Origin of the sequence: Pseudomonas sp. P135, from assembly GCF_020312125.1 — a bacterium.
In the GTDB taxonomy this organism is placed as follows: domain Bacteria; phylum Pseudomonadota; class Gammaproteobacteria; order Pseudomonadales; family Pseudomonadaceae; genus Aquipseudomonas; species Aquipseudomonas fragariae.
The window spans coordinates 179,833-198,179 of the sequence record NZ_JAGPYR010000005.1 but is presented as its reverse complement, the minus strand read 5'-3'; the positions used below and the strand labels follow the sequence as shown (position 1 = coordinate 198,179).

Sequence of the window (18,347 nt, the reverse complement as noted above, 5' to 3'; positions counted from 1 at the left end):
CTCATTGGTTTCCAGGTGCGTTTATGTTGATTGGCAGCTACATCCCCTCACTCGTCGTCATCTCGATTCTCGTCGCTATTCTTGCCGCCTATACGGCCCTCGATCTGGTTGGCCGCATCGTTTCGGCCAGGGGCCGTGCCGTTCACCTATGGATCGCGGGAGGCGCTGTCGCGATGGGCGTCGGCACCTGGTCGACGCATTTCATCGGTATGCTGGCGTTCGTATTGCCCATCGACCTGGGCTACGACGTGCCACTGGTGCTGCTTTCGCTGTTGATCGCCATCGGCTTTTCAGGGTTCGCCCTGTGGCTCGCCACTCTGCCGCGATTGCCGGCACTGCAACTGAGCCTGGGGTCGCTGTTACTGGGGCTTGGCATCAGCGCCACGCATTACACCGGCATGGCGGCAATGCGTATGCAGCCGGGCATCCAGTACACGCCGTGGCTGTTCGCGCTTTCGTTGGTCATTGCTGTCGTTGCATCCGCAGCAGCATTGCGCGTGGCCTTCCACCTTCGTCAGCAACGCCCGAGAGTCTACGTGTTGCGCGCCTCGGCGGCGCTGTTGCTGGGGCTGGCTGTCATCGGCATGCATTACACCGGTATGGCCGCCGCGAATTTTGCCGATGGCAGCTTTTGTGGTGCGCTGCCCCAAGGGTTGAGCAGTAACGGGCTGGACAGATTCGTGCTGGTCGCCAGCCTGTCGATTCTGGGGATTGCGCTGTTCAGCTGCATTCTCGATTCGCATCTGGAAACACGTACCGCCGTGTTGGCCGATTCTCTGACGCAAGCCAATCTGGAACTGACCCACCTGGCCCTGCATGACAACCTGACCGGTTTGCCAAACCGGGCGTTGTTGACCGAACGCATCGATCAGGCAATGAAGAGGGTCACCGAGACGGGTGGCTGCTTTGCGCTGATGTTCATGGACCTCGATGGCTTCAAACCGGTCAATGACGCGTTCGGGCACCACACCGGCGACCTGCTGTTGCGGCAGGTCGCCTTGCGTCTTCGCAACAGCCTGCACCGTCGCGACACGCTGGCCAGAGTCGGCGGTGACGAGTTTGTCCTGCTGGTGGAGCTTCAACACCCTGAGGATGCATTGGGCGTGGCCAGACGACAGGTCAGTGAGGTCGGCAACCCGTTTATCATTGGCGAACATCAATTGCAGATTTCCCTCAGCATCGGCATCTGCGTGTACCCGGGCAATGGCAGCACCCAGCATGAGCTTCTGATCAATGCCGACGCCGCCATGTACCACACCAAGGCGGCCGGCAAGAACGGCTACAGCTTTTTCGATGTGTCGATGAACAGTAACGCCCGCAATCAGTTGCAGATGTCGCAGGATTTGCACAAGGCGATCAAGCACCGGCAGTTCTGTATCTATTACCAGCCCAAGTTCGACGCCATGACCGGACTGCCCGTAGGCGCAGAAGCGTTGCTGCGCTGGAATCATCCGGAGCAGGGTGTTCTCGGTCCCGATCTGTTCATTTCCATGGCGGAGAAGACCGGCCTGATCATTCAGATCGGCGAGTGGGTGCTGGACGAAGCCTGTCGGCAAATGCGTGAGTGGTACACCCAGGGCTACTCGCACTGGCGCATTGCAGTCAATCTGTCAGCCTTGCAGTTCTGTCATGCCGGGCTGGTTACGGCAGTGGCGGACACACTGGCCCGGCATCAGTTGCCGGCCAACTGCCTGACCCTGGAAATCACCGAGACCACGGCCATGCATGATGCGGATGCCAGCCTGGCGGTGTTGCGAAGGCTTTCGGAAATGGGCGTGGACCTGTCGATCGATGATTTTGGCACCGGTTACTCCAGCCTGATGTACCTGAAACGACTGCCCGCCAATGAAATCAAGATTGATCGGGGCTTCGTCCGCGACCTGGAGCATGACACCGACGACGCCGCCATCGTCTCGGCCATCGTCGCGGTAGGGCAGGCGTTGAATCTGCGGATCGTCGCCGAGGGCGTCGAAACCGCTGTTCAGCAGCGCTTCCTGACTCACCTGGGATGTCACTCGCTGCAAGGCTTCCTGCTGGGTTATCCGTTACCGGCCGAGCAGTTTCTCGAAGAAATCCGCGCCGCCGAAGCGAAAGCTGCAGTGGAAGCGTCCGATACCGGGCAAGCGGCTTTCTGACGCGCGCAGATGGCGCTGGACGATAAAGGCTGTCACGATCCGAACCGGCTGGTTAACCTGCGAAGGTTGGCTGGATCCTGATGTAGGCCTTTGAAAAAAACGAGACACTCCATGGAAAAAGTCCTCATTATCACCGGTGGTTCGCGCGGGATCGGCGCTGCTACAGCGCGTCTGGCCGCCTCACAGGGTTATCGGATCTGCATCAACTACCTGTCGGATCATGCCGCTGCCGAAAAGACCGCAGGCCAGGTGAGGGCAATGGGCGCCAGGGCGATCACCGTGCAGGCCGATGTCAGCAACGAAGACGAGATCATGCGGCTGTTTGCCAGGGTTGACTCCGAACTCGGCCGGGTTACCCATCTGGTCAATAATGCGGGCACCCTGGCGCAGGCTTCCAGAGTCGAGGACATGTCGGAATTTCGCCTGTTGAAGATGATGATGAACAACGTCGTCGGCCCGATGCTGTGCAGCAAACACGCCTTGTTGCGCATGTTGCCGGCACACGGGGGGCAAGGCGGCAGCATCGTCAACGTATCGTCACTCGCGGCACGCCTGGGCTCGGCAGGCGAGTACGTCGACTATGCAGCATCCAAAGGAGCGCTGGACACCTTCACCATCGGGCTCTCCAAAGAGGTCGCGGCGGAAAACGTTCGCGTCAACGCGGTACGTCCGGGGTTCATCTTCACCGACTTTCACGCCCTGAGCGGCGATCCGTTCCGCGTCAGCAAGCTTGAAGGGGCATTGCCCATGGGCCGTGGCGGTACCGCCGAGGAAGTGGCCGAAGCGATTCTCTGGTTGCTGTCGGACAATGCGTCTTATGCCACGGGAACGTTCATCGATGTGGCGGGAGGGCGCTGAAGGCGTCCATACTCGGGCAGACCCCTTCAGACCCTGCTTACTCGTCACACCGTGACGGGCGGCGCATTGGCTGGCGGATCGCCAACTGGCGTTTCATTGGGCGGCGGCGTGGATGGCGGCGGCTCCTGCTCGGGCACTGGCTCGGGCAGGGCGGGGTCATCGATGTTCGGATCGGGTACTTCTACAGGGTTGGGTAAGGTCATGGTTGCAGCCTCCTTGTCGACCCTGTTTACGACTGCCTGGCATGGCCGATGATTCAATTCATTTACTTCCCGCCACAGTCGTCCCGTTGATCCACTCGATGACTGCTTCATCTCTTCGCACGACCACCAAACATCCTCAAAACCTTTGAACTTTACCCTCGTTGACCGCTCGGAACCTAGTCAGCGGAAATAGACGAGTCGCCAGCACAGTGCGATCGTACGCTGCCATACCGTCAATTTTTCCATTGCATGGAATGCACAGGAGCGTCCCTGGGGCGTGAGGAGTGATGCTCGATGAATGAACAGCCATACGGTCCGGATTCCCTGGCCACCGATGTCCCGCAAGCAACCCTTCCGCTGTCACTGACCCAGGCGCTGCAATTACCCCGCATCGTGATTGAAGACACGCTGCCGGTAATCGACGGTGGCCTGTTCGCGGCCAAGGCGATCATCGGGCAACCGGTTACCGTGACCAGCAAGGTCTATGCCGATGGGCACGACAAGATGGCGGTCAATATCCGCTGGCGTGCTGCCGATGAAGAACACTGGCACAGCGCGCCAATGCGCGAGCTGGGCAATGACAGCTGGGTCGGTGAATTCACCCCGACCTCGGTCAGCCGCCATGTGTTTCGCCTCGAAGCCTGGATCGATCAGTTCGGCAGCTATCGTTATGAGCTGGAGAAGAAGTTCGGCGCTGGCGTTCCTGTCGATCTGGAGCTGGAAGAGGGCCGCATTCATCTGGTGCATGCCGCCGAGCGCAGCCAGAACGAGCAGCGCCAGCAAATCGAAGGCCTGCTGGGCCAGCTTGAACAGGGCGATAAAGACGAGAAAGTCGCGCTGTTGTTGCACAGCGAAACCGCCAGCCTGATGAAACTGGCCGACAATCAGGCCTTCCTCAGCCGCAGCGTCGAGTTCCCGCTGGATGTCGAGCGTGAGCTGGCGCAGTTTGCCAGCTGGTATGAGCTGTTTCCCCGTTCGATGACCGACGATCCGGCGCGCCACGGCACGTTCAACGACGTTCATTCGCGTCTGCCGATCATTCGCGACATGGGCTTCGACGTGCTGTATTTTCCGCCGATTCATCCAATCGGCCGTGCCCACCGCAAGGGCCCGAACAATTCCCTGACCGCTGGCCCTGATGATCCGGGCAGCCCGTATGCGATCGGCAGCGAGGATGGCGGTCATGAAGCCATTCACCCACAGCTGGGCAGTCGTGAAGATTTCCGTCATCTGGTAAAAGCTGCAGCCGAGCATGGCCTGGAAATCGCGCTGGATTTCGCCATCCAGTGTTCCCAGGATCACCCGTGGCTCAAGCAGCATCCGGGCTGGTTCTCGTGGCGTCCGGACGGCACGATCCGTTATGCGGAAAACCCGCCGAAGAAGTATCAGGACATCGTCAACGTCGATTTCTACGCACCAGACGCCATCCCCGGCCTGTGGACGGAGTTGCGCGACATCGTTCTGGGCTGGGTCAACGAGGGCGTGAAAATCTTCCGCGTCGACAACCCGCACACCAAACCGCTGCCGTTCTGGCAGTGGATGATCGGCGAAGTGCGCAGTCAGCACCCCGAGGTGATGTTCCTGGCCGAAGCCTTTACCAAGCCGGCAATGATGGCGCGCCTGGGCAAGGTCGGTTACAGCCAGAGTTACACCTATTTCACCTGGCGCAACACCAAGGCGGAGCTGTCCGAGTATTTCACCCAGCTCAACGAAGTGCCTTGGCGCGACTGTTATCGTCCGAATTTCTTCGTCAACACGCCCGACATCAACCCGCGCTTCCTGCATGAGTCCGGTCGTCCCGGGTTTCTGATCCGGGCGGCACTGGCCACCATGGGTTCCGGGCTGTGGGGTATGTATTCCGGGTTCGAGCTGTGCGAAGCGGCCCCTATTCCCGGCAAGGAAGAGTATCTGGACTCGGAGAAGTACCAGATTCGGGTTCGCGATTACGCGGCGCCGGGCAACATCATCGCCGAGATCGCGCAGCTCAACCGCATTCGTCGGCAGAACCCTGCGTTGCAAACCCACTTGGGTCTGAAGCTGTATAACGCGTGGAACGACAACATTCTGTACTTCGGCAAGCGCTCGGCGGACGGCAGCAACTTCATTCTGGTTGCCGTCAACCTCGACCCGTACAACGCACAGGAAGCGGATTTCGAGTTGCCGCTGTGGGAAATGGGCCTGCCGGATGACGCCGCTACGTCGGGTGAAGACCTGATGACCGGGCACCGCTGGACCTGGTACGGCAAGTATCAGCACACGCGTCTCGATCCATCCCAACCGTTTGGAATCTGGCGTATCCAGGCTGCGCAATAACACTCCCGAGGAGTCAATAATGGCCAAGAAGCCCGGTGACGCGACATTTATCAAAGACCCGCTCTGGTACAAGGATGCGGTGATTTATCAGGTTCACGTGAAATCGTTCTTTGATTCCAATAACGACGGAATCGGCGATTTCGCGGGCTTGATCGAAAAGCTCGACTACATTGCCGCGCTGGGCGTCAACACCATCTGGTTGTTGCCGTTTTATCCGTCGCCACGCCGGGACGATGGCTACGACATTTCCGAATACCGGGATGTGCACAGCGACTACGGCACCATGGCCGATGCCAAGCGTTTCATCGCCCAGGCACACAAGCGCGGCCTGCGAGTGATCAGCGAGCTGGTCATCAATCATACTTCCGACCAGCATCCCTGGTTCCAGAAAGCCCGCAATGCCAAGCCCGGTTCCAAGGCGCGGGACTTCTATGTGTGGTCGGACACCGATCAGAAGTACGACGGTACGCGGATCATCTTTCTCGATACCGAGACGTCCAACTGGACCTGGGACCCGGTTGCCGGCCAGTACTTCTGGCACCGTTTCTACTCCCACCAGCCGGATCTGAATTTCGACAATCCGCACGTGCTGGATGCGGTTCTGGAAGTCATGCGCTTCTGGCTGGATCTGGGCATCGACGGTTTGCGTCTGGATGCCATTCCGTATCTCATCGAGCGGGACGGCACCAACAACGAGAACCTGCCGGAAACTCATCAGGTGCTCAAGCGCATCCGTGCCGAGATCGACGCGAACTATCCGGACCGCATGCTGCTGGCCGAGGCCAACCAATGGCCGGAAGATACCCAGCTGTATTTTGGTGACAGCAAAGGCCCGGACGGCGATGAATGCCACATGGCCTTTCACTTTCCGTTGATGCCACGCATGTACATGGCGCTGGCCCAGGAAGATCGTTTTCCGATCACCGATATTTTGCGGCAGACGCCGGAGATCCCGGAAAATTGCCAATGGGCGATTTTCCTGCGCAACCACGATGAACTGACCCTGGAAATGGTCACCGATCGTGAGCGTGATTACCTGTGGAATTACTACGCGGCCGACCGCCGTGCACGGATCAACCTGGGCATCCGTCGGCGCCTGGCACCCTTGGTGGATCGCGATCGTCGCCGGGTCGAGTTGCTGAACAGCATGCTGTTGTCGATGCCCGGCACACCGACGCTGTATTACGGCGACGAGATCGGCATGGGCGATAACATCTACCTGGGCGACCGGGACGGTGTGCGCACACCGATGCAATGGTCCATCGACCGCAACGGCGGTTTTTCGCGCGCCGACCCGGCCAGCCTGGTGTTGCCACCGATCATGGACCCGATGTACGGCTTCCAGTCGGTCAACGTCGAAATCCAGGAGCGTGACCCGCATTCGCTGCTGAACTGGAACCGGCGCATGCTCGCCGTGCGCAAACAGCAGAAGGCATTCGGACGTGGCACGCTGAAAATGCTTTCGCCGTCGAACCGCCGCATTCTGGCGTATACCCGCGAATACACAGCACCTGACGGACACAGTGAAGTGGTGCTGTGTGTCGCCAACGTTTCCAGCGCCGCTCAGGCAGCAGAGCTTGAGTTGTCTGCCTACGCAGGCACGGTGCCGGTGGAAATGCTCGGCGGCAGCGCATTCCCGCCCATCGGCCAGTTGAGCTACCTGCTGACGCTGCCGCCGTACGGCTTTTACTGGTTTTTACTGGCTTCGGAGAATCAAATGCCCAGTTGGCACGTTGAACCCGCGCAGAGCATGCCGGACTTCCCGACTCTGGTGCTCAAGAAGCGTCTGGAAGAGTTGCTCGAAGAGCCACTGCGCAGCACCATGGAAAACACCTCGCTGGCGGTCTACCTGCCCAAACGGCGCTGGTTCGCGGGCAAGGACAAGGCGATCGAGAAGGTCAGCATTGCCTACGCCGTGCGCTTCGGCGAAGAAGCGAATCCGGTGCTGCTCAGCGAAATAGAAGTCACCGCAGGCGGGCAGACCGATCGCTATCAATTGCCGTTCGGCTTGCTGGCTGAAGACGACATCAGCAGTGCACTGCCGCAGCAACTGGCGCTCGCCCGAGTGCGTCGCAATCGCGATGTCGGGCTGATCACGGATGCATTTACCCTCGAAACTTTCATCCGCGCAGTGATTCAGGGCATGCAGTCGGATACGGTCATACCCTGTGCCGACGGCGAGTTGCGTTTCGAGCAAAGTTCGCAGCTGGCACCCCTCGGCCTGAACGCTGAGTCGGAAGTGCGCTACCTGTCTGCCGAGCAATCGAACAGTTCGGTGGTGGTGGGCAGCAGCTTGGTGCTCAAGCTGATCCGCAAAGTCAGCGCCGGGACGCACCCCGAGCTGGAAATGGGCGCATTCCTGACCCATGCCGGCTTCAAGAACATTTCGCCGCTGCTGGGCTCTCTGGTACGCGTCGGCAAGGACGGTCAGCCCAACCTGCTGATGATCGCTCAGGGCTATCTGAGCAACCAGGGCGATGCGTGGGAGTGGACCCAGAACAATCTCGAGCGTGCGGTACGTGACGAGCTGGCACATGGTGTTTCCGGTCAGGAACAGCATTACAACGCGCTGCTCGAACTCGCGGACTTCTCGCGCAGTCTTGGCCAGCGTCTGGGTGAGATGCACCAGATTCTCGCGTCGCCCACCGACAATGCGGATTTTGCCGTCGAAGTCACCAGCAGCCAGGACAGCAAGGCCTCCGGGGTCAGCGTCAACGCTCAGCTCGAGCGCGCCTTGCAGCTGCTGGAACAGCGCATCGGCGAGCTGGACAAGGACGATCAGCAACTGGTCAACGATCTGCTCGCGCAGCGCAAGCAGATCCGCCAGCGCGTCGAAGGCCTGGCCAAGCGCTCCGCCGGTGGCCTGCGCATTCGTGTGCATGGCGATCTGCATCTGGGGCAAGTACTGGTGGTCAAGGGTGATGCCTACCTGATCGATTTCGAGGGTGAACCGGCCCGCGCACTTGAAGAGCGCCGTGCCAAGCACAGCCCGTTCAAGGATGTCAGCGGTGTCCTGCGGTCCTTTGACTACGCTGCGGCCATGGCTGTACGCAGTGCGCAAAGCGTCGACACGTCTCCCGAGGCAGCCGGCGCGCGCAAACGTGTTGCCGATACCTACCTGGCGCAGGCGCGAGAAACCTTTATCGAGGGTTATCGCTCGGCGACCACCGGCATTGCCCATGCCTGGAAAGATGCGAAAGGGGAGGACGCTGCACTCGAGCTGTTCACCCTTGAAAAAGCTGCTTATGAAGTGATCTACGAAGCCGAGAACCGTCCAGCCTGGCTGGCCGTTCCCTTGCAAGGCTTGCGTGGGTTGCTGCAACCGTCTGATGGAGAGTCAATATGAATGCGCCTGACAAAACCGGCACGCGCCGCCGCGCGATTCCCGCTGCTGTGGACCTCGACGCGCTGATCCGTGCTGAACACCGTGACCCGTTCTCTATCCTCGGCCCGCATGGCGATGGCGGCAGCGGGCAGTTCGTTCGCGCCTATCTGCCCGCAGCCTTGAGTGTCCGCCTGCTGGCCAGGGATGACGGTCGTGAACTGGGCGAGATGGAAATGAGCGAAGTGCCGGGGTTTTTCGTCGGCCACCTCGAACACCCGCAGCCTTACCTGCTGAAAATCAATTGGGCTGGCGGTGAACAGATCACCGAAGACCCTTACAGCTTTGGCCCGCTGCTGGGCGAGATGGACCTTTACCTGTTTGCCGAGGGTAATCATCGCGACCTGAGCAGCTGTCTGGGCGCGCAAGTCACCAGCGTCGATGGCGTGGACGGTGTGCGTTTTGCGGTCTGGGCACCCAATGCGCGTCGTGTTTCGGTGGTTGGCAGCTTCAACAGTTGGGATGGCCGGCGCCATCCGATGCGCATGCGCCACCCGACCGGCGTATGGGAGATTTTCGTCCCGCGTCTGCAGCCCGGCGAGGTCTATAAGTACGAGATTCTCGGTGCTAACGGGATTCTGCCGTTGAAAAGCGATCCGATGGCCTTGTCCACAACATTGCCGCCCGATACCGCGTCGAAGATCGCTGCGCCATTGCAATTCGAATGGAATGACCAGGAGTGGCTGCAGTCGAGGGCAGGGCGCCACGAAGTCACTGCACCGCTGTCGATCTACGAGTTGCACGCAGGCTCCTGGCAAATGGAGCAGGTCGAAGACAATCAATGGCGGCAGTACAACTGGCGTGAACTGGCTGATCGCCTGATTCCTTACGTCAAGGAACTTGGCTTCACGCACATCGAACTGATGCCGATCATGGAACACCCATTCGGTGGTTCATGGGGCTATCAGTTGCTGGCCCAGTTCGCGCCAACTGCCCGTTACGGTTCGCCGGAAGATTTCGCCTTCTTCGTCGATGCCTGTCACCGGGCTGAAATCGGCGTCATTCTTGACTGGGTTCCAGCGCATTTTCCGACCGATACCCATGGTCTGGCGCAGTTCGACGGTACTTGCCTGTATGAGTACGCGGACCCGAAGGAAGGCTTCCATCAGGACTGGAACACCCTGATCTACAACCTGGGACGCACCGAGGTTCATGGTTTCATGCTGGCCTCGGCACTGCACTGGCTCAAGCATTACCACATCGACGGTCTGCGCGTGGATGCGGTGGCGTCGATGCTGTATCGCGACTATTCGCGTAATGCTGGCGAATGGGTGACGAATCGCTTCGGCGGTCGCGAAAACCTCGAGGCCATCGACTTCCTGCGTCATTTGAACGACGTGGTTGCACTGGAAGCCCCTGGGACCATGGTGATTGCCGAAGAGTCGACCGCCTGGCCGGGTGTCAGCGAGCCGACCCAGCAGGGCGGGCTTGGCTTCAATTACAAGTGGAACATGGGCTGGATGCATGACTCGCTGCAGTACATGGAAGAGGACCCGATCAACCGCGGGCATCACCATGGCAAGCTGAGCTTCAGCCTGGTGTATGCGTGGTCCGAGCGTTTCGTACTGCCTATTTCCCACGACGAAGTGGTGCACGGCAAACATTCGCTGATCGACAAGATGCCAGGCGATCGCTGGCAGAAATTCGCCAACCTGCGCGCCTATCTGTCATTCATGTGGACGCATCCCGGCAAGAAGCTGCTGTTCATGGGCTGCGAATTCGGCCAATGGCGCGAGTGGAATCACGACAGGGAACTGGACTGGTACTTGATGCAATACGCCGAGCACGTGGGCGTGAAGAACCTTGTCGGCGACCTGAACCGCCTCTATCGCGAGGAAAAGGCGCTGCACGAGCGCGATGCAGACCCTGCCGGCTTCCAGTGGCTGGTCGGCGATGACAGTGCCAACAGCGTGTTTGCGTACCTGCGCTGGAGCAACGACGGCGAACCGCTGCTGGTGGTCGCCAACATGACCCCGGTGCCGCGCCTGGACTACCGTCTTGGCGCGCCGATGCGAGGTGCCTGGACGGAGCTGCTCAACAGTGACGCGGAAACCTACGCGGGCTCCAACTTTGGCAATGGTGGCGAGGTCATGACCGAAGCCGAGCCGGCGCATGGGATGGAGGATTCGCTGGTGCTGAATCTGCCACCCCTCGCGGTGCTGATCCTCAAACCGAAGAAACACTGATCAAGGCGCGTCCCCGCGCCAACGATCGCATTACCACACCAGCCTGAACCCCAGGCTGGTGTTCACTCCCTGCGCTCCGTCGTCGTCCAGATCACTGAGATAATCAGCGCTCCAGTGCAGACTGGCGCTGCTGCTCAATGTGGCTACCATCCCTGCGCCAATACTGCCCGTCGTTGATCGGTGCGCTGTTCTTATCTGCTCTGCGTGATCAAAGGTCAGCGTGTCATGGCCGTCTTTGGTGTGCCAGAGGTTGGCGCGCAGATAAGGCTCTAACGGTACGCCGCTCACTTGATAGTGTCCCTTGAAGCGCAGGCCGATGCGCCCTGTGGTGTAAGCCTGGCTATCGAACCTCAGATGGGCAATGCCGTCATGCTGGTCCTGCAGGTCAACGCGTTGGTAGATGATCTGTACCTGAGGCTCTGCAACCCAGCGCTGTGAGAGCGGCAGCGGGTAACCTGCCTCGACAGACAGGCTGATGACGCGGCCCTCAGTATCGACGCCTACGCCTCTGACAGAACGGCTGCGACCGTCCAGGCGGGTGCCCATCGCCACTGCGTCGACATATCCGCCACTCGGCGTGGTCAGCGTCCAGTAGGCGCCTAGGCTCTCGCCCTGCAGCTTCAGACGCCCTGTTTCGTAGTCGCTGAAACCTTCTGCAAAACCCTTCACTCTGCCGTCCAGACGGTTATGCGCGACGAACAGGCCGACACGCTGAGTTCGCCCGCTGTCCTGTTGCCAGGCATACAGGTCATGGCCTATCTGATAACCCTTGAATGAAGCGTCCAGGCCAGGGCTCACGTCTCCCGACCAGCGTTGCCTGAAGTCGCTGCCGAACACGCGTGCCCAACCTGCCGACGTCGTGCCGTTTTGCGTCAGCAAGGCTTGATCCCCCTGACGCTCATGAAAGGTGCCCAGTGAGCTCAGGGCCAGGACCGCAGCGGTGGGAGCCACCACGGAGTAGTTGGCGACCTCGGGCCGGTACAGCGCGATGGGTGCAGCTCCGCGAACGGGTTCCGGCAGCGGCGGGGTTCCTATCGCCGGGACTGGCAGTGCGGCTGCTGGGGTGACAGGGGGCGGGCTGTTCGGCTCAGGCTCAGGGTCTGGAGGTGGGGCAGGTACAGGTTGCGGTGTTGGTGCAGGTTCTGGAGCAGGCACAGGCTGTGGTGTCGGTGTCGGCTCAGGAACAGGTTCAGGAACAGGAACAGGTTCTGGTTCTGGTTCTGGTTCAGGCTCAGGAGCAGGTGCGGGCAGCGGCGTTGGCTGTGCAGGTTCCGGGGCGGGCTCGACAGGGGGCGGCGCTGGCGTTGGCGGGGCAATCACCGCAGAGCGCAGAAACCAGCTGTTCTCAGAGCCGGCAGTAGCGCCGCCCTTGAACAGGTAATACTGATAAGCGCCTGCAGACAGCGGACTTTGCAACGAAAAGGCGCCGCTTTCGCTGGTTGCACCGTTGATGGCTTTTACCACTTCGATGCCATTGCCACGGGTCAGGGCGCCCAGCCCACCCGAGTTGCTGACGAGCATGCGCGTAGACCCACTGATACGCCCTTGTGCTACCACCAGTCGGTCGTTGGCGGATGCATCATCGCCCAGTGCCGAGAGCAACAGCAGTCGTCCGTTCTGGCCGGTGTAATTGCCGGTCACCGTCAATGTGCCAGTGAGCGAGCGGCCTGCATCGCTTAGATCCAGCGTTCCGGCATTCTGCAGTGAGGCGAGGGATCCGGCGCTGAAGGGGACAACACTGCCCGAGGTCGAGATCAGCCTGCTGCTGGAGTCTATGTCCAGAACGCCGGTGTCAGTCAGGCTGTCGCCGAGCACCAGCGTGCCGGCCAGATTCAGCTGCGAGCCATTGCTCACATTGACCGTTTCCCAGTTGGCGTAGCGACCCGGCTGTGATGATACGGTGTCGTCGAAGGTCAACGCGTCGTTGCCAGGGCCGCCGTCGAGCAGCGGGTTGGCGCTCAGGTAGTATTCGCTCAGGTTGTACAGGCGTGCCGTATCGTTGCCGTCGGCCATCAATACGTTGCTGCGTGCGTAACCGCCGTTCAGCCAGTTGAAAGTGTCATTGCCAACGCTGGTGCGAACTTCGCCGCGGATCTCGCCGCCACTGAGGGTGATCTGGTCGTCGCCGCCACTGACGCTGACGTTGCCGCCAACAATGCCACCCGACAAGGTGATGGTGTCCCGGCCAAAGCCGGTGACCAGGTTGTTGATGATAGTGCCACCAGACATTTCGAATACATTGTTGTCCAGCTTCATGTCCACGCGACCGATGCTGCCACCGGTCATCACCGCGACGTCGCCATCCTCGAACGCGCGGGTGATGGTGCCGCCCGTCATGAGAAAGGTATCGCGTCCGTCACCCTGGGCCAGAGAGCCAAGCGTGCCGCCGCCCATGACAAAATCGTCGGGATCATCGCCCTGGTTCAGATCGCCGCTGACCTCGCCCGTGGAGAGCGTGAAGCGGTCGATACCGGCCCCTTGAGTAACGTTGCCCAGAATGCGCCCCGACTGCATGTCCACGCTGTCCATTCCCGGACCGAACAGGATATTGCCGGACACGGTGCCCGTTCCGCCGACCGGAAAGATCAGCACGTGGTCACCGCTCGGCGCGCTAAACGGCCCGCTGCTGCCGCTGTTGCAGACCTGAACGCCTGCCGATGCCAGGGAGGAAAGGCTGCAGGCGCCCTCGGCCCAGGACGGGATGATTGCCAGTATTACCACGGGCAGCACATTGCAGGTCTGGTACAGATGAACGCAACGGATTTTCATGACAGCACTCCCGTCCAGGCAGGCAGCAGGGAGGCAATCGAGAGGGATCGAAGCGCCAGACTGCTACGCAAAGCGGCGTCACACCAAGGCGGGTGAAGATCGCTTTGCAAGCCTGTTTCGAGGCTCGCAGTATCAAGTCAAGAAGTCGTTGCCGGATGCGTCAAGAAGTTGACCGACCGATGGCAGGATTTAAGCGTTATCTGCTAACTATTGGAACTACAGGAGAAAAGCTTATGCAGCAAAGCCACTGTTGAGGACCCTTCACCCGAGTTGAGTGGCGCGCCGCGACAACCAGATTGTCAGGGCCAGCGCGCAAACCGATAGCAGGGCGGCGTAGAAAAATATCCAGTCATAGCCCTGGTCCAAGGCAATTGCGCCCATCACCGGACCCGCGATTGCCAGTGCCAGATCGAAGAACACCGCATAGGCGCTCAGGCCTGCGCCGCGGCTAGGGGTGGGCACGCACTTGATAGCCTCTACGCCGAGCGCCGGGTAGACCAGCGACAGCCCCACGCCGGTCAGTCCGGCGCCTGCGAGGGCAACGCTGCTGCTTGGGGAAAGCCAGAGCATCAACAGCCCGCAGATTTCTACCGCCATGCACACAATGGCCGCGTTGTAGCCGCCCAGTCGATTGATGGCGCCGATGAACAGCAGGCGGGCGAGGATAAAGCACACACCAAACATGCTCAGGCAATAGGCCGCACCTTCCCAGCCCCGATTCAGATAGAACAGGGTGATGAAGGTGGTCAGTGTGCCGTAGCCGATCGACGAGAGCGTCAGGCCCAGACCGTAGGGTGCGATGCGGCCGAACACCGACCAGTAGGGCAGGCGCTCACCGACAATGATGGGTACGGATGGTTTGTCGCGAATCAGCCTCAGTGCCAGCCCCGCCATCACCATCAGGGCAATACCCAGGCTGTTGAAGCCAATGCTATCGATGACCACGACGCCCAGCGGCGCACCGATGGCAATCGCACCATAGGACGCAATGCCGTTCCACGAGATTGAACGGGCGGTATGCTCCGTGCCGACCTTGCCGATGCACCAATTAATGGTGCCTACCCCGATAAGCCCCTGAGAGACGCCAAGGAACAGCCGGGCAACGATGAGAATCGACAGGCTCAGCGTGGCAAATTCGTGCAGCAGTGTGGCCAGCAAGGTCATGCTGCCGCTGATGACGATGCCCCAGAGCCCGAACACGATGGAACGCTTGCTGCCCAGCGTGTCTGTCGCGCGGCCGGCGAAGGGCCGGCTGAGCAGGGTGGCGAGGTATTGCGAGGCGATGGTCAGGCCGGCAATCAGCGGGCTGAAACCCAACTGGTCATGAACGTAGCCGGGCAATACCGCAATAGGCAGTCCGATACACAGGAAGGCGATGAACGTGTAGAAGACGATGGAGACGATCTGCAGGGTAATCGTCATGGAACCGGGGTGTGCGGCAGGCATTGGGCTCTTCGCTGGCGGGCGGTGGGAGTGCCTCATCATGGCCTGCGTCGTGGATAAATGAAAGCAGGCTAACGGTATTATGCGGGTTGGTTATCAGGCAGTTGCCGTTGTGAAGATATGCTCATAGGATGACTGATCACATCACAATAATAAAAAGGTTGTTCATGAAAAATATTCTGTTGCTGGCCGCTGCAGTCGGTTGTTCATTCGGCCTGAGCGCCCAGGCAGCCACCTTCGCCTATATCTCCAGCCCTACCGATGGGCTCATCTCTCAATACCGTCTCGATGAGCAGAGCGGGGCGCTCAGCCTGGTCGAGCAAACCAGGGCGGGTGATCAGGTCAATCCGATGGCCATCACGCCGGATGGCAAAGCGTTATTCGCGGCGTTGCGCGCCAAACCGTATCAAGTGCTGAGTTTCAGCATCGAACCTGGAACGGGGCACCTCAAGCCGCTGAGTCAGGCACCGCTGGCCGAGAGTCTGGCCTACCTGTCTACCGATCGCAGCGGACGCTTCCTGTTCGGCGCGTCCTATGGTGCCGACTTGCTCAGCGTCCAGCCCATCGACACGCAGCACCGCCCGAGCGACAGCATTCAGACTTACAAGACCGGCATGCACGCGCATTCGGTGCGCACCGATCCGAGCAACCGGTTTGTGTACGCTGGCAACCTGGGCGTCGATCGTGTGCTGCAATACCGACTGGAGCCCAAGGACGGAAAGCTCGTCCCCATCGGCGAGGGCTATGTCGCCGTTCCCGACAATACCGGCCCGCGCCACCTGGCCTTTTCGTCCGACGGCAAGTTTCTGTATGTCGTCGGTGAAATGAGTGGCACCGTCACTGCCTTCGCGATCAATCAGAAAACCGGTGCGTTGAAGCAGACCAGTCAGGCAGACGGCATTCCCAAGCGCTTGAACCTGGCGCCGGGACAAGCCCGTGATGCGCGCAACAATGATCTGAAGGATGATCCGACGCCGCGTATCTGGGCTGCGGACATTCGTATCGCGCCGAACGGCAAATGGCTGTTCATCAGTGAACGCACCACCAGCAGCGTGTCGGTGTTCAAGGTTGAGCCCGCCAATGGCAACGTGACGTTCGTTGAAAATTACCCCGTTCAGGAAAAGCAGCCCCGCAACATCGCGGTGTCACCCAATGGGCGCTGGTTGTTGGTCTGTGGCGAGAAAAGCGACAAGGTGGGCAGTTACGCCATAGGCGAGAAGGGCGACTTGCAACGGGTCAGTGAAGCGCCCTCGGGCAAGGGTGCGCTGTGGATTGAAATGCTCAGCCAGTCGAGCGAATAAGCGCGCTGAAACTAAAAAGCCCTGTCATATGACAGGGCTTTTTGCTGTTGCGGGCTGGCAGGCTTAGAACGTAACGCCCTGGCTGCGCAGGTAGTCGTCATAGGTGCCGCTGAAATCGACCACGCCACTTGGGCTGAGTTCGATGATGCGGGTTGCCAGCGAGGACACGAACTCGCGGTCGTGACTGACGAAAATCAGTGTGCCTGGATAGTTTTCCAGCGCCAGGTTCAACGACTCGATGGATTCCATGTCGAGGTGGTTGGTCGGTTCGTCCATCACCAGCACGTTGGGCTTTTGCAGGATCAGCTTGCCGAACAGCATGCGGCCCTGTTCACCACCGGAAATCACCTTCACCGACTTGAGGATCTCGTCGTTGGAGAACAGCATGCGGCCCAGGGTGCCACGCACCATTTGCTCGCCGCCCTGGGTCCATTGACCCATCCAGTCGAACAGGGTGGAGTCATCCTCGAAATCGTGAGCATGATCCTGAGCGTAGTAGCCGATTTCCGCCGCATCGGTCCACTTGACCGTGCCCGCATCCGGTTGCAACTCGTCGACCAGGGTGCGCAACAGGGTGGTCTTGCCGATGCCGTTCGGGCCGATGATAGCCACACGTTCGCCGGCTTCGACCTGGAAGCTGAAGTCCTTGAACAGAGTCTTGCCGTCGAAGCCTTTGGCCATGCGATCGACGATGACTGCCTGGCGGTGCAGTTTCTTGGTCTGCTCGAAACGAATGAACGGGCTGACACGGCTGGATGGCTTGACCTCGGCCAGCTGGATCTTGTCGATTGCCTTGGCTCGGGACGTGGCCTGCTTGGCTTTCGAGGCGTTGGCCGAGAAGCGGCTGACGAACGATTGCAGTTCGGAAATCTGTGCTTTCTTCTTGGCGTTGTCGGACAGCAGCTGCTCGCGGGACTGGGTCGCCACGGTCATGTACTCGTCATAGTTGCCCGGGAACAGGCGCAACTCGCCGTAATCCAGGTCAGCCATGTGCGTGCACACGCTGTTCAGGAAGTGACGGTCGTGGGAGATGATGATCATCAGGCTGTTACGCTGGGTCAGGATGTTTTCCAGCCAGCGAATGGTGTTGATGTCCAGGTGGTTGGTCGGTTCGTCGAGCAGCAGCACTTCCGGATCGGAGAACAGTGCCTGCGCCAGCAGAACGCGCAGCTTCCAGCCCGGCGAGACTTCGCTCATCGGACCGTTGTGCTGTTCGATGCCGATACCCAGGCCCAGCAGCAGTTCACCGGCGCGGGATTCGGCGGTATAACCGTCCATTTCCGCAAACTCGGTTTCCAGCTCGGCAACGGCCATGCCGTCGTCTTCACTCATTTCCGGCAGCGAATAGATGCGGTCGCGCTCGGCCTTGACCTTCCACAGCTCTTCGTGACCCATGATCACGGTGTCGAGCACGGTGAACTCTTCATAGGCGAACTGATCCTGGCGCAGCTTACCCAGACGCACGTTCGGCTCCAGCATCACCTGCCCACCCGAAGGCTCGAGGTCGCCACCGAGGATTTTCATGAACGTGGACTTGCCGCAGCCGTTCGCGCCAATCAGGCCGTAACGGTTACCGGCGCCAAACTTGACCGAGACATTCTCGAACAAGGGTTTGGGGCCGAACTGCATCGTGATGTTAGCTGTGGAGATCAATTACTTTACCTATCAATAACGTGGGCAATAACCGGGGGAGCGCTGGCGTCAGCAGGTGTGGTGTTCAGGACCCCACCGAGGCTGTTCAGTCCGCTCCGTCCGAG

Annotated in this window: 10 protein-coding genes; 6 read left to right on the top strand and 4 right to left on the bottom strand. The window is 60.1% G+C overall.

The window, feature by feature from the left end; genetic code table 11:
• The first annotated feature begins 23 nt into the window (after window positions 1–23).
• Together KBY08_RS09735 and KBY08_RS09730 are read left to right on the top strand one after the other, a co-directional pair.
• On the top strand, window positions 24–2,135 hold the full coding sequence (locus KBY08_RS09735; RefSeq protein ID WP_060400154.1) for a putative bifunctional diguanylate cyclase/phosphodiesterase: 2,112 nt from the start codon (window positions 24–26) through the stop codon (window positions 2,133–2,135).
• Between the two features lie 111 nt (window positions 2,136–2,246).
• Window positions 2,247–2,993 (top strand): SDR family oxidoreductase, encoded by a 747-nt coding sequence (locus KBY08_RS09730; RefSeq protein ID WP_011267717.1) that lies wholly within the window; start codon window positions 2,247–2,249, stop codon window positions 2,991–2,993.
• A 44-nt stretch (window positions 2,994–3,037) separates the two neighbouring features.
• Here KBY08_RS09730 and KBY08_RS09725 read toward each other — a convergent pair whose 3' ends face one another.
• Window positions 3,038–3,196, bottom strand: a complete 159-nt coding sequence (locus KBY08_RS09725; protein ID WP_003402756.1) for a hypothetical protein — start codon at window positions 3,194–3,196, stop codon at window positions 3,038–3,040.
• Between the two features lie 294 nt (window positions 3,197–3,490).
• On the opposite strand from KBY08_RS09725, the gene KBY08_RS09720 reads away from it, so the two are divergent.
• The 3 genes from KBY08_RS09720 to glgB are packed head-to-tail and all read left to right on the top strand — an operon-like array spanning window position 3,491 to window position 11,077.
• Window positions 3,491–5,509 carry an alpha-1,4-glucan--maltose-1-phosphate maltosyltransferase gene (locus KBY08_RS09720; protein WP_011267719.1) on the top strand — a complete coding sequence of 673 codons (2,019 nt, stop codon included), beginning with the start codon at window positions 3,491–3,493 and terminating at the stop codon, window positions 5,507–5,509.
• 19 nt (window positions 5,510–5,528) lie between these two features.
• Window positions 5,529–8,855, top strand: coding sequence for a maltose alpha-D-glucosyltransferase (gene treS, locus KBY08_RS09715; RefSeq protein WP_003402752.1), 3,327 nt, complete (start codon window positions 5,529–5,531; stop codon window positions 8,853–8,855).
• Window positions 8,852–11,077 (top strand): 1,4-alpha-glucan branching protein GlgB, encoded by a 2,226-nt coding sequence (gene glgB, locus KBY08_RS09710; RefSeq protein ID WP_032653535.1) that lies wholly within the window; start codon window positions 8,852–8,854, stop codon window positions 11,075–11,077. The genes treS and glgB overlap by 4 nt, the downstream gene beginning before the upstream one ends.
• 30 nt (window positions 11,078–11,107) lie before the next feature.
• On the opposite strand, the gene KBY08_RS09705 is transcribed toward glgB, so the two are convergent.
• Window positions 11,108–13,846 (bottom strand): autotransporter outer membrane beta-barrel domain-containing protein, encoded by a 2,739-nt coding sequence (locus KBY08_RS09705; RefSeq protein ID WP_225651123.1) that lies wholly within the window; start codon window positions 13,844–13,846, stop codon window positions 11,108–11,110.
• Between the two features lie 261 nt (window positions 13,847–14,107).
• Window positions 14,108–15,292, bottom strand: a complete 1,185-nt coding sequence (locus KBY08_RS09700; protein ID WP_162496837.1) for an MFS transporter — start codon at window positions 15,290–15,292, stop codon at window positions 14,108–14,110.
• Between the two features lie 164 nt (window positions 15,293–15,456).
• Here KBY08_RS09700 and KBY08_RS09695 point away from each other — a divergent pair, with 164 nt between their 5' ends.
• Window positions 15,457–16,590 (top strand): lactonase family protein, encoded by a 1,134-nt coding sequence (locus tag KBY08_RS09695; RefSeq protein ID WP_024640959.1) that lies wholly within the window; start codon window positions 15,457–15,459, stop codon window positions 16,588–16,590.
• A 63-nt stretch (window positions 16,591–16,653) separates the two neighbouring features.
• Here the strand turns inward: KBY08_RS09695 and KBY08_RS09690 are convergent, their stop codons facing one another.
• The gene (locus tag KBY08_RS09690) at window positions 16,654–18,243 is read right to left on the bottom strand and encodes an ABC-F family ATPase (protein WP_024638776.1); all 1,590 of its coding nucleotides are present in this window, start codon (window positions 18,241–18,243) and stop codon (window positions 16,654–16,656) included.
• Between the last annotated feature and the right edge of the window lie 104 nt (window positions 18,244–18,347).

Excerpts from the sequence above, each read along its gene's own strand:
- treS (WP_003402752.1), top strand. The coding sequence starts at position 5,529 with ATGGCCAAGAAGCCCGGTGACGCGACATTTATCAAAGACCCGCTCTGG.
- KBY08_RS09700 (WP_162496837.1), bottom strand. The coding sequence starts at position 15,292 with ATGCCTGCCGCACACCCCGGTTCCATGACGATTACCCTGCAGATCGTC.
- KBY08_RS09735 (WP_060400154.1), top strand. The coding sequence starts at position 24 with ATGTTGATTGGCAGCTACATCCCCTCACTCGTCGTCATCTCGATTCTC.
- glgB (WP_032653535.1), top strand. The coding sequence starts at position 8,852 with ATGAATGCGCCTGACAAAACCGGCACGCGCCGCCGCGCGATTCCCGCT.
- KBY08_RS09720 (WP_011267719.1), top strand. The coding sequence starts at position 3,491 with ATGAATGAACAGCCATACGGTCCGGATTCCCTGGCCACCGATGTCCCG.
- KBY08_RS09725 (WP_003402756.1), bottom strand. The coding sequence starts at position 3,196 with ATGACCTTACCCAACCCTGTAGAAGTACCCGATCCGAACATCGATGAC.
- KBY08_RS09695 (WP_024640959.1), top strand. The coding sequence starts at position 15,457 with ATGAAAAATATTCTGTTGCTGGCCGCTGCAGTCGGTTGTTCATTCGGC.
- KBY08_RS09705 (WP_225651123.1), bottom strand. The coding sequence starts at position 13,846 with ATGAAAATCCGTTGCGTTCATCTGTACCAGACCTGCAATGTGCTGCCC.
- KBY08_RS09730 (WP_011267717.1), top strand. The coding sequence starts at position 2,247 with ATGGAAAAAGTCCTCATTATCACCGGTGGTTCGCGCGGGATCGGCGCT.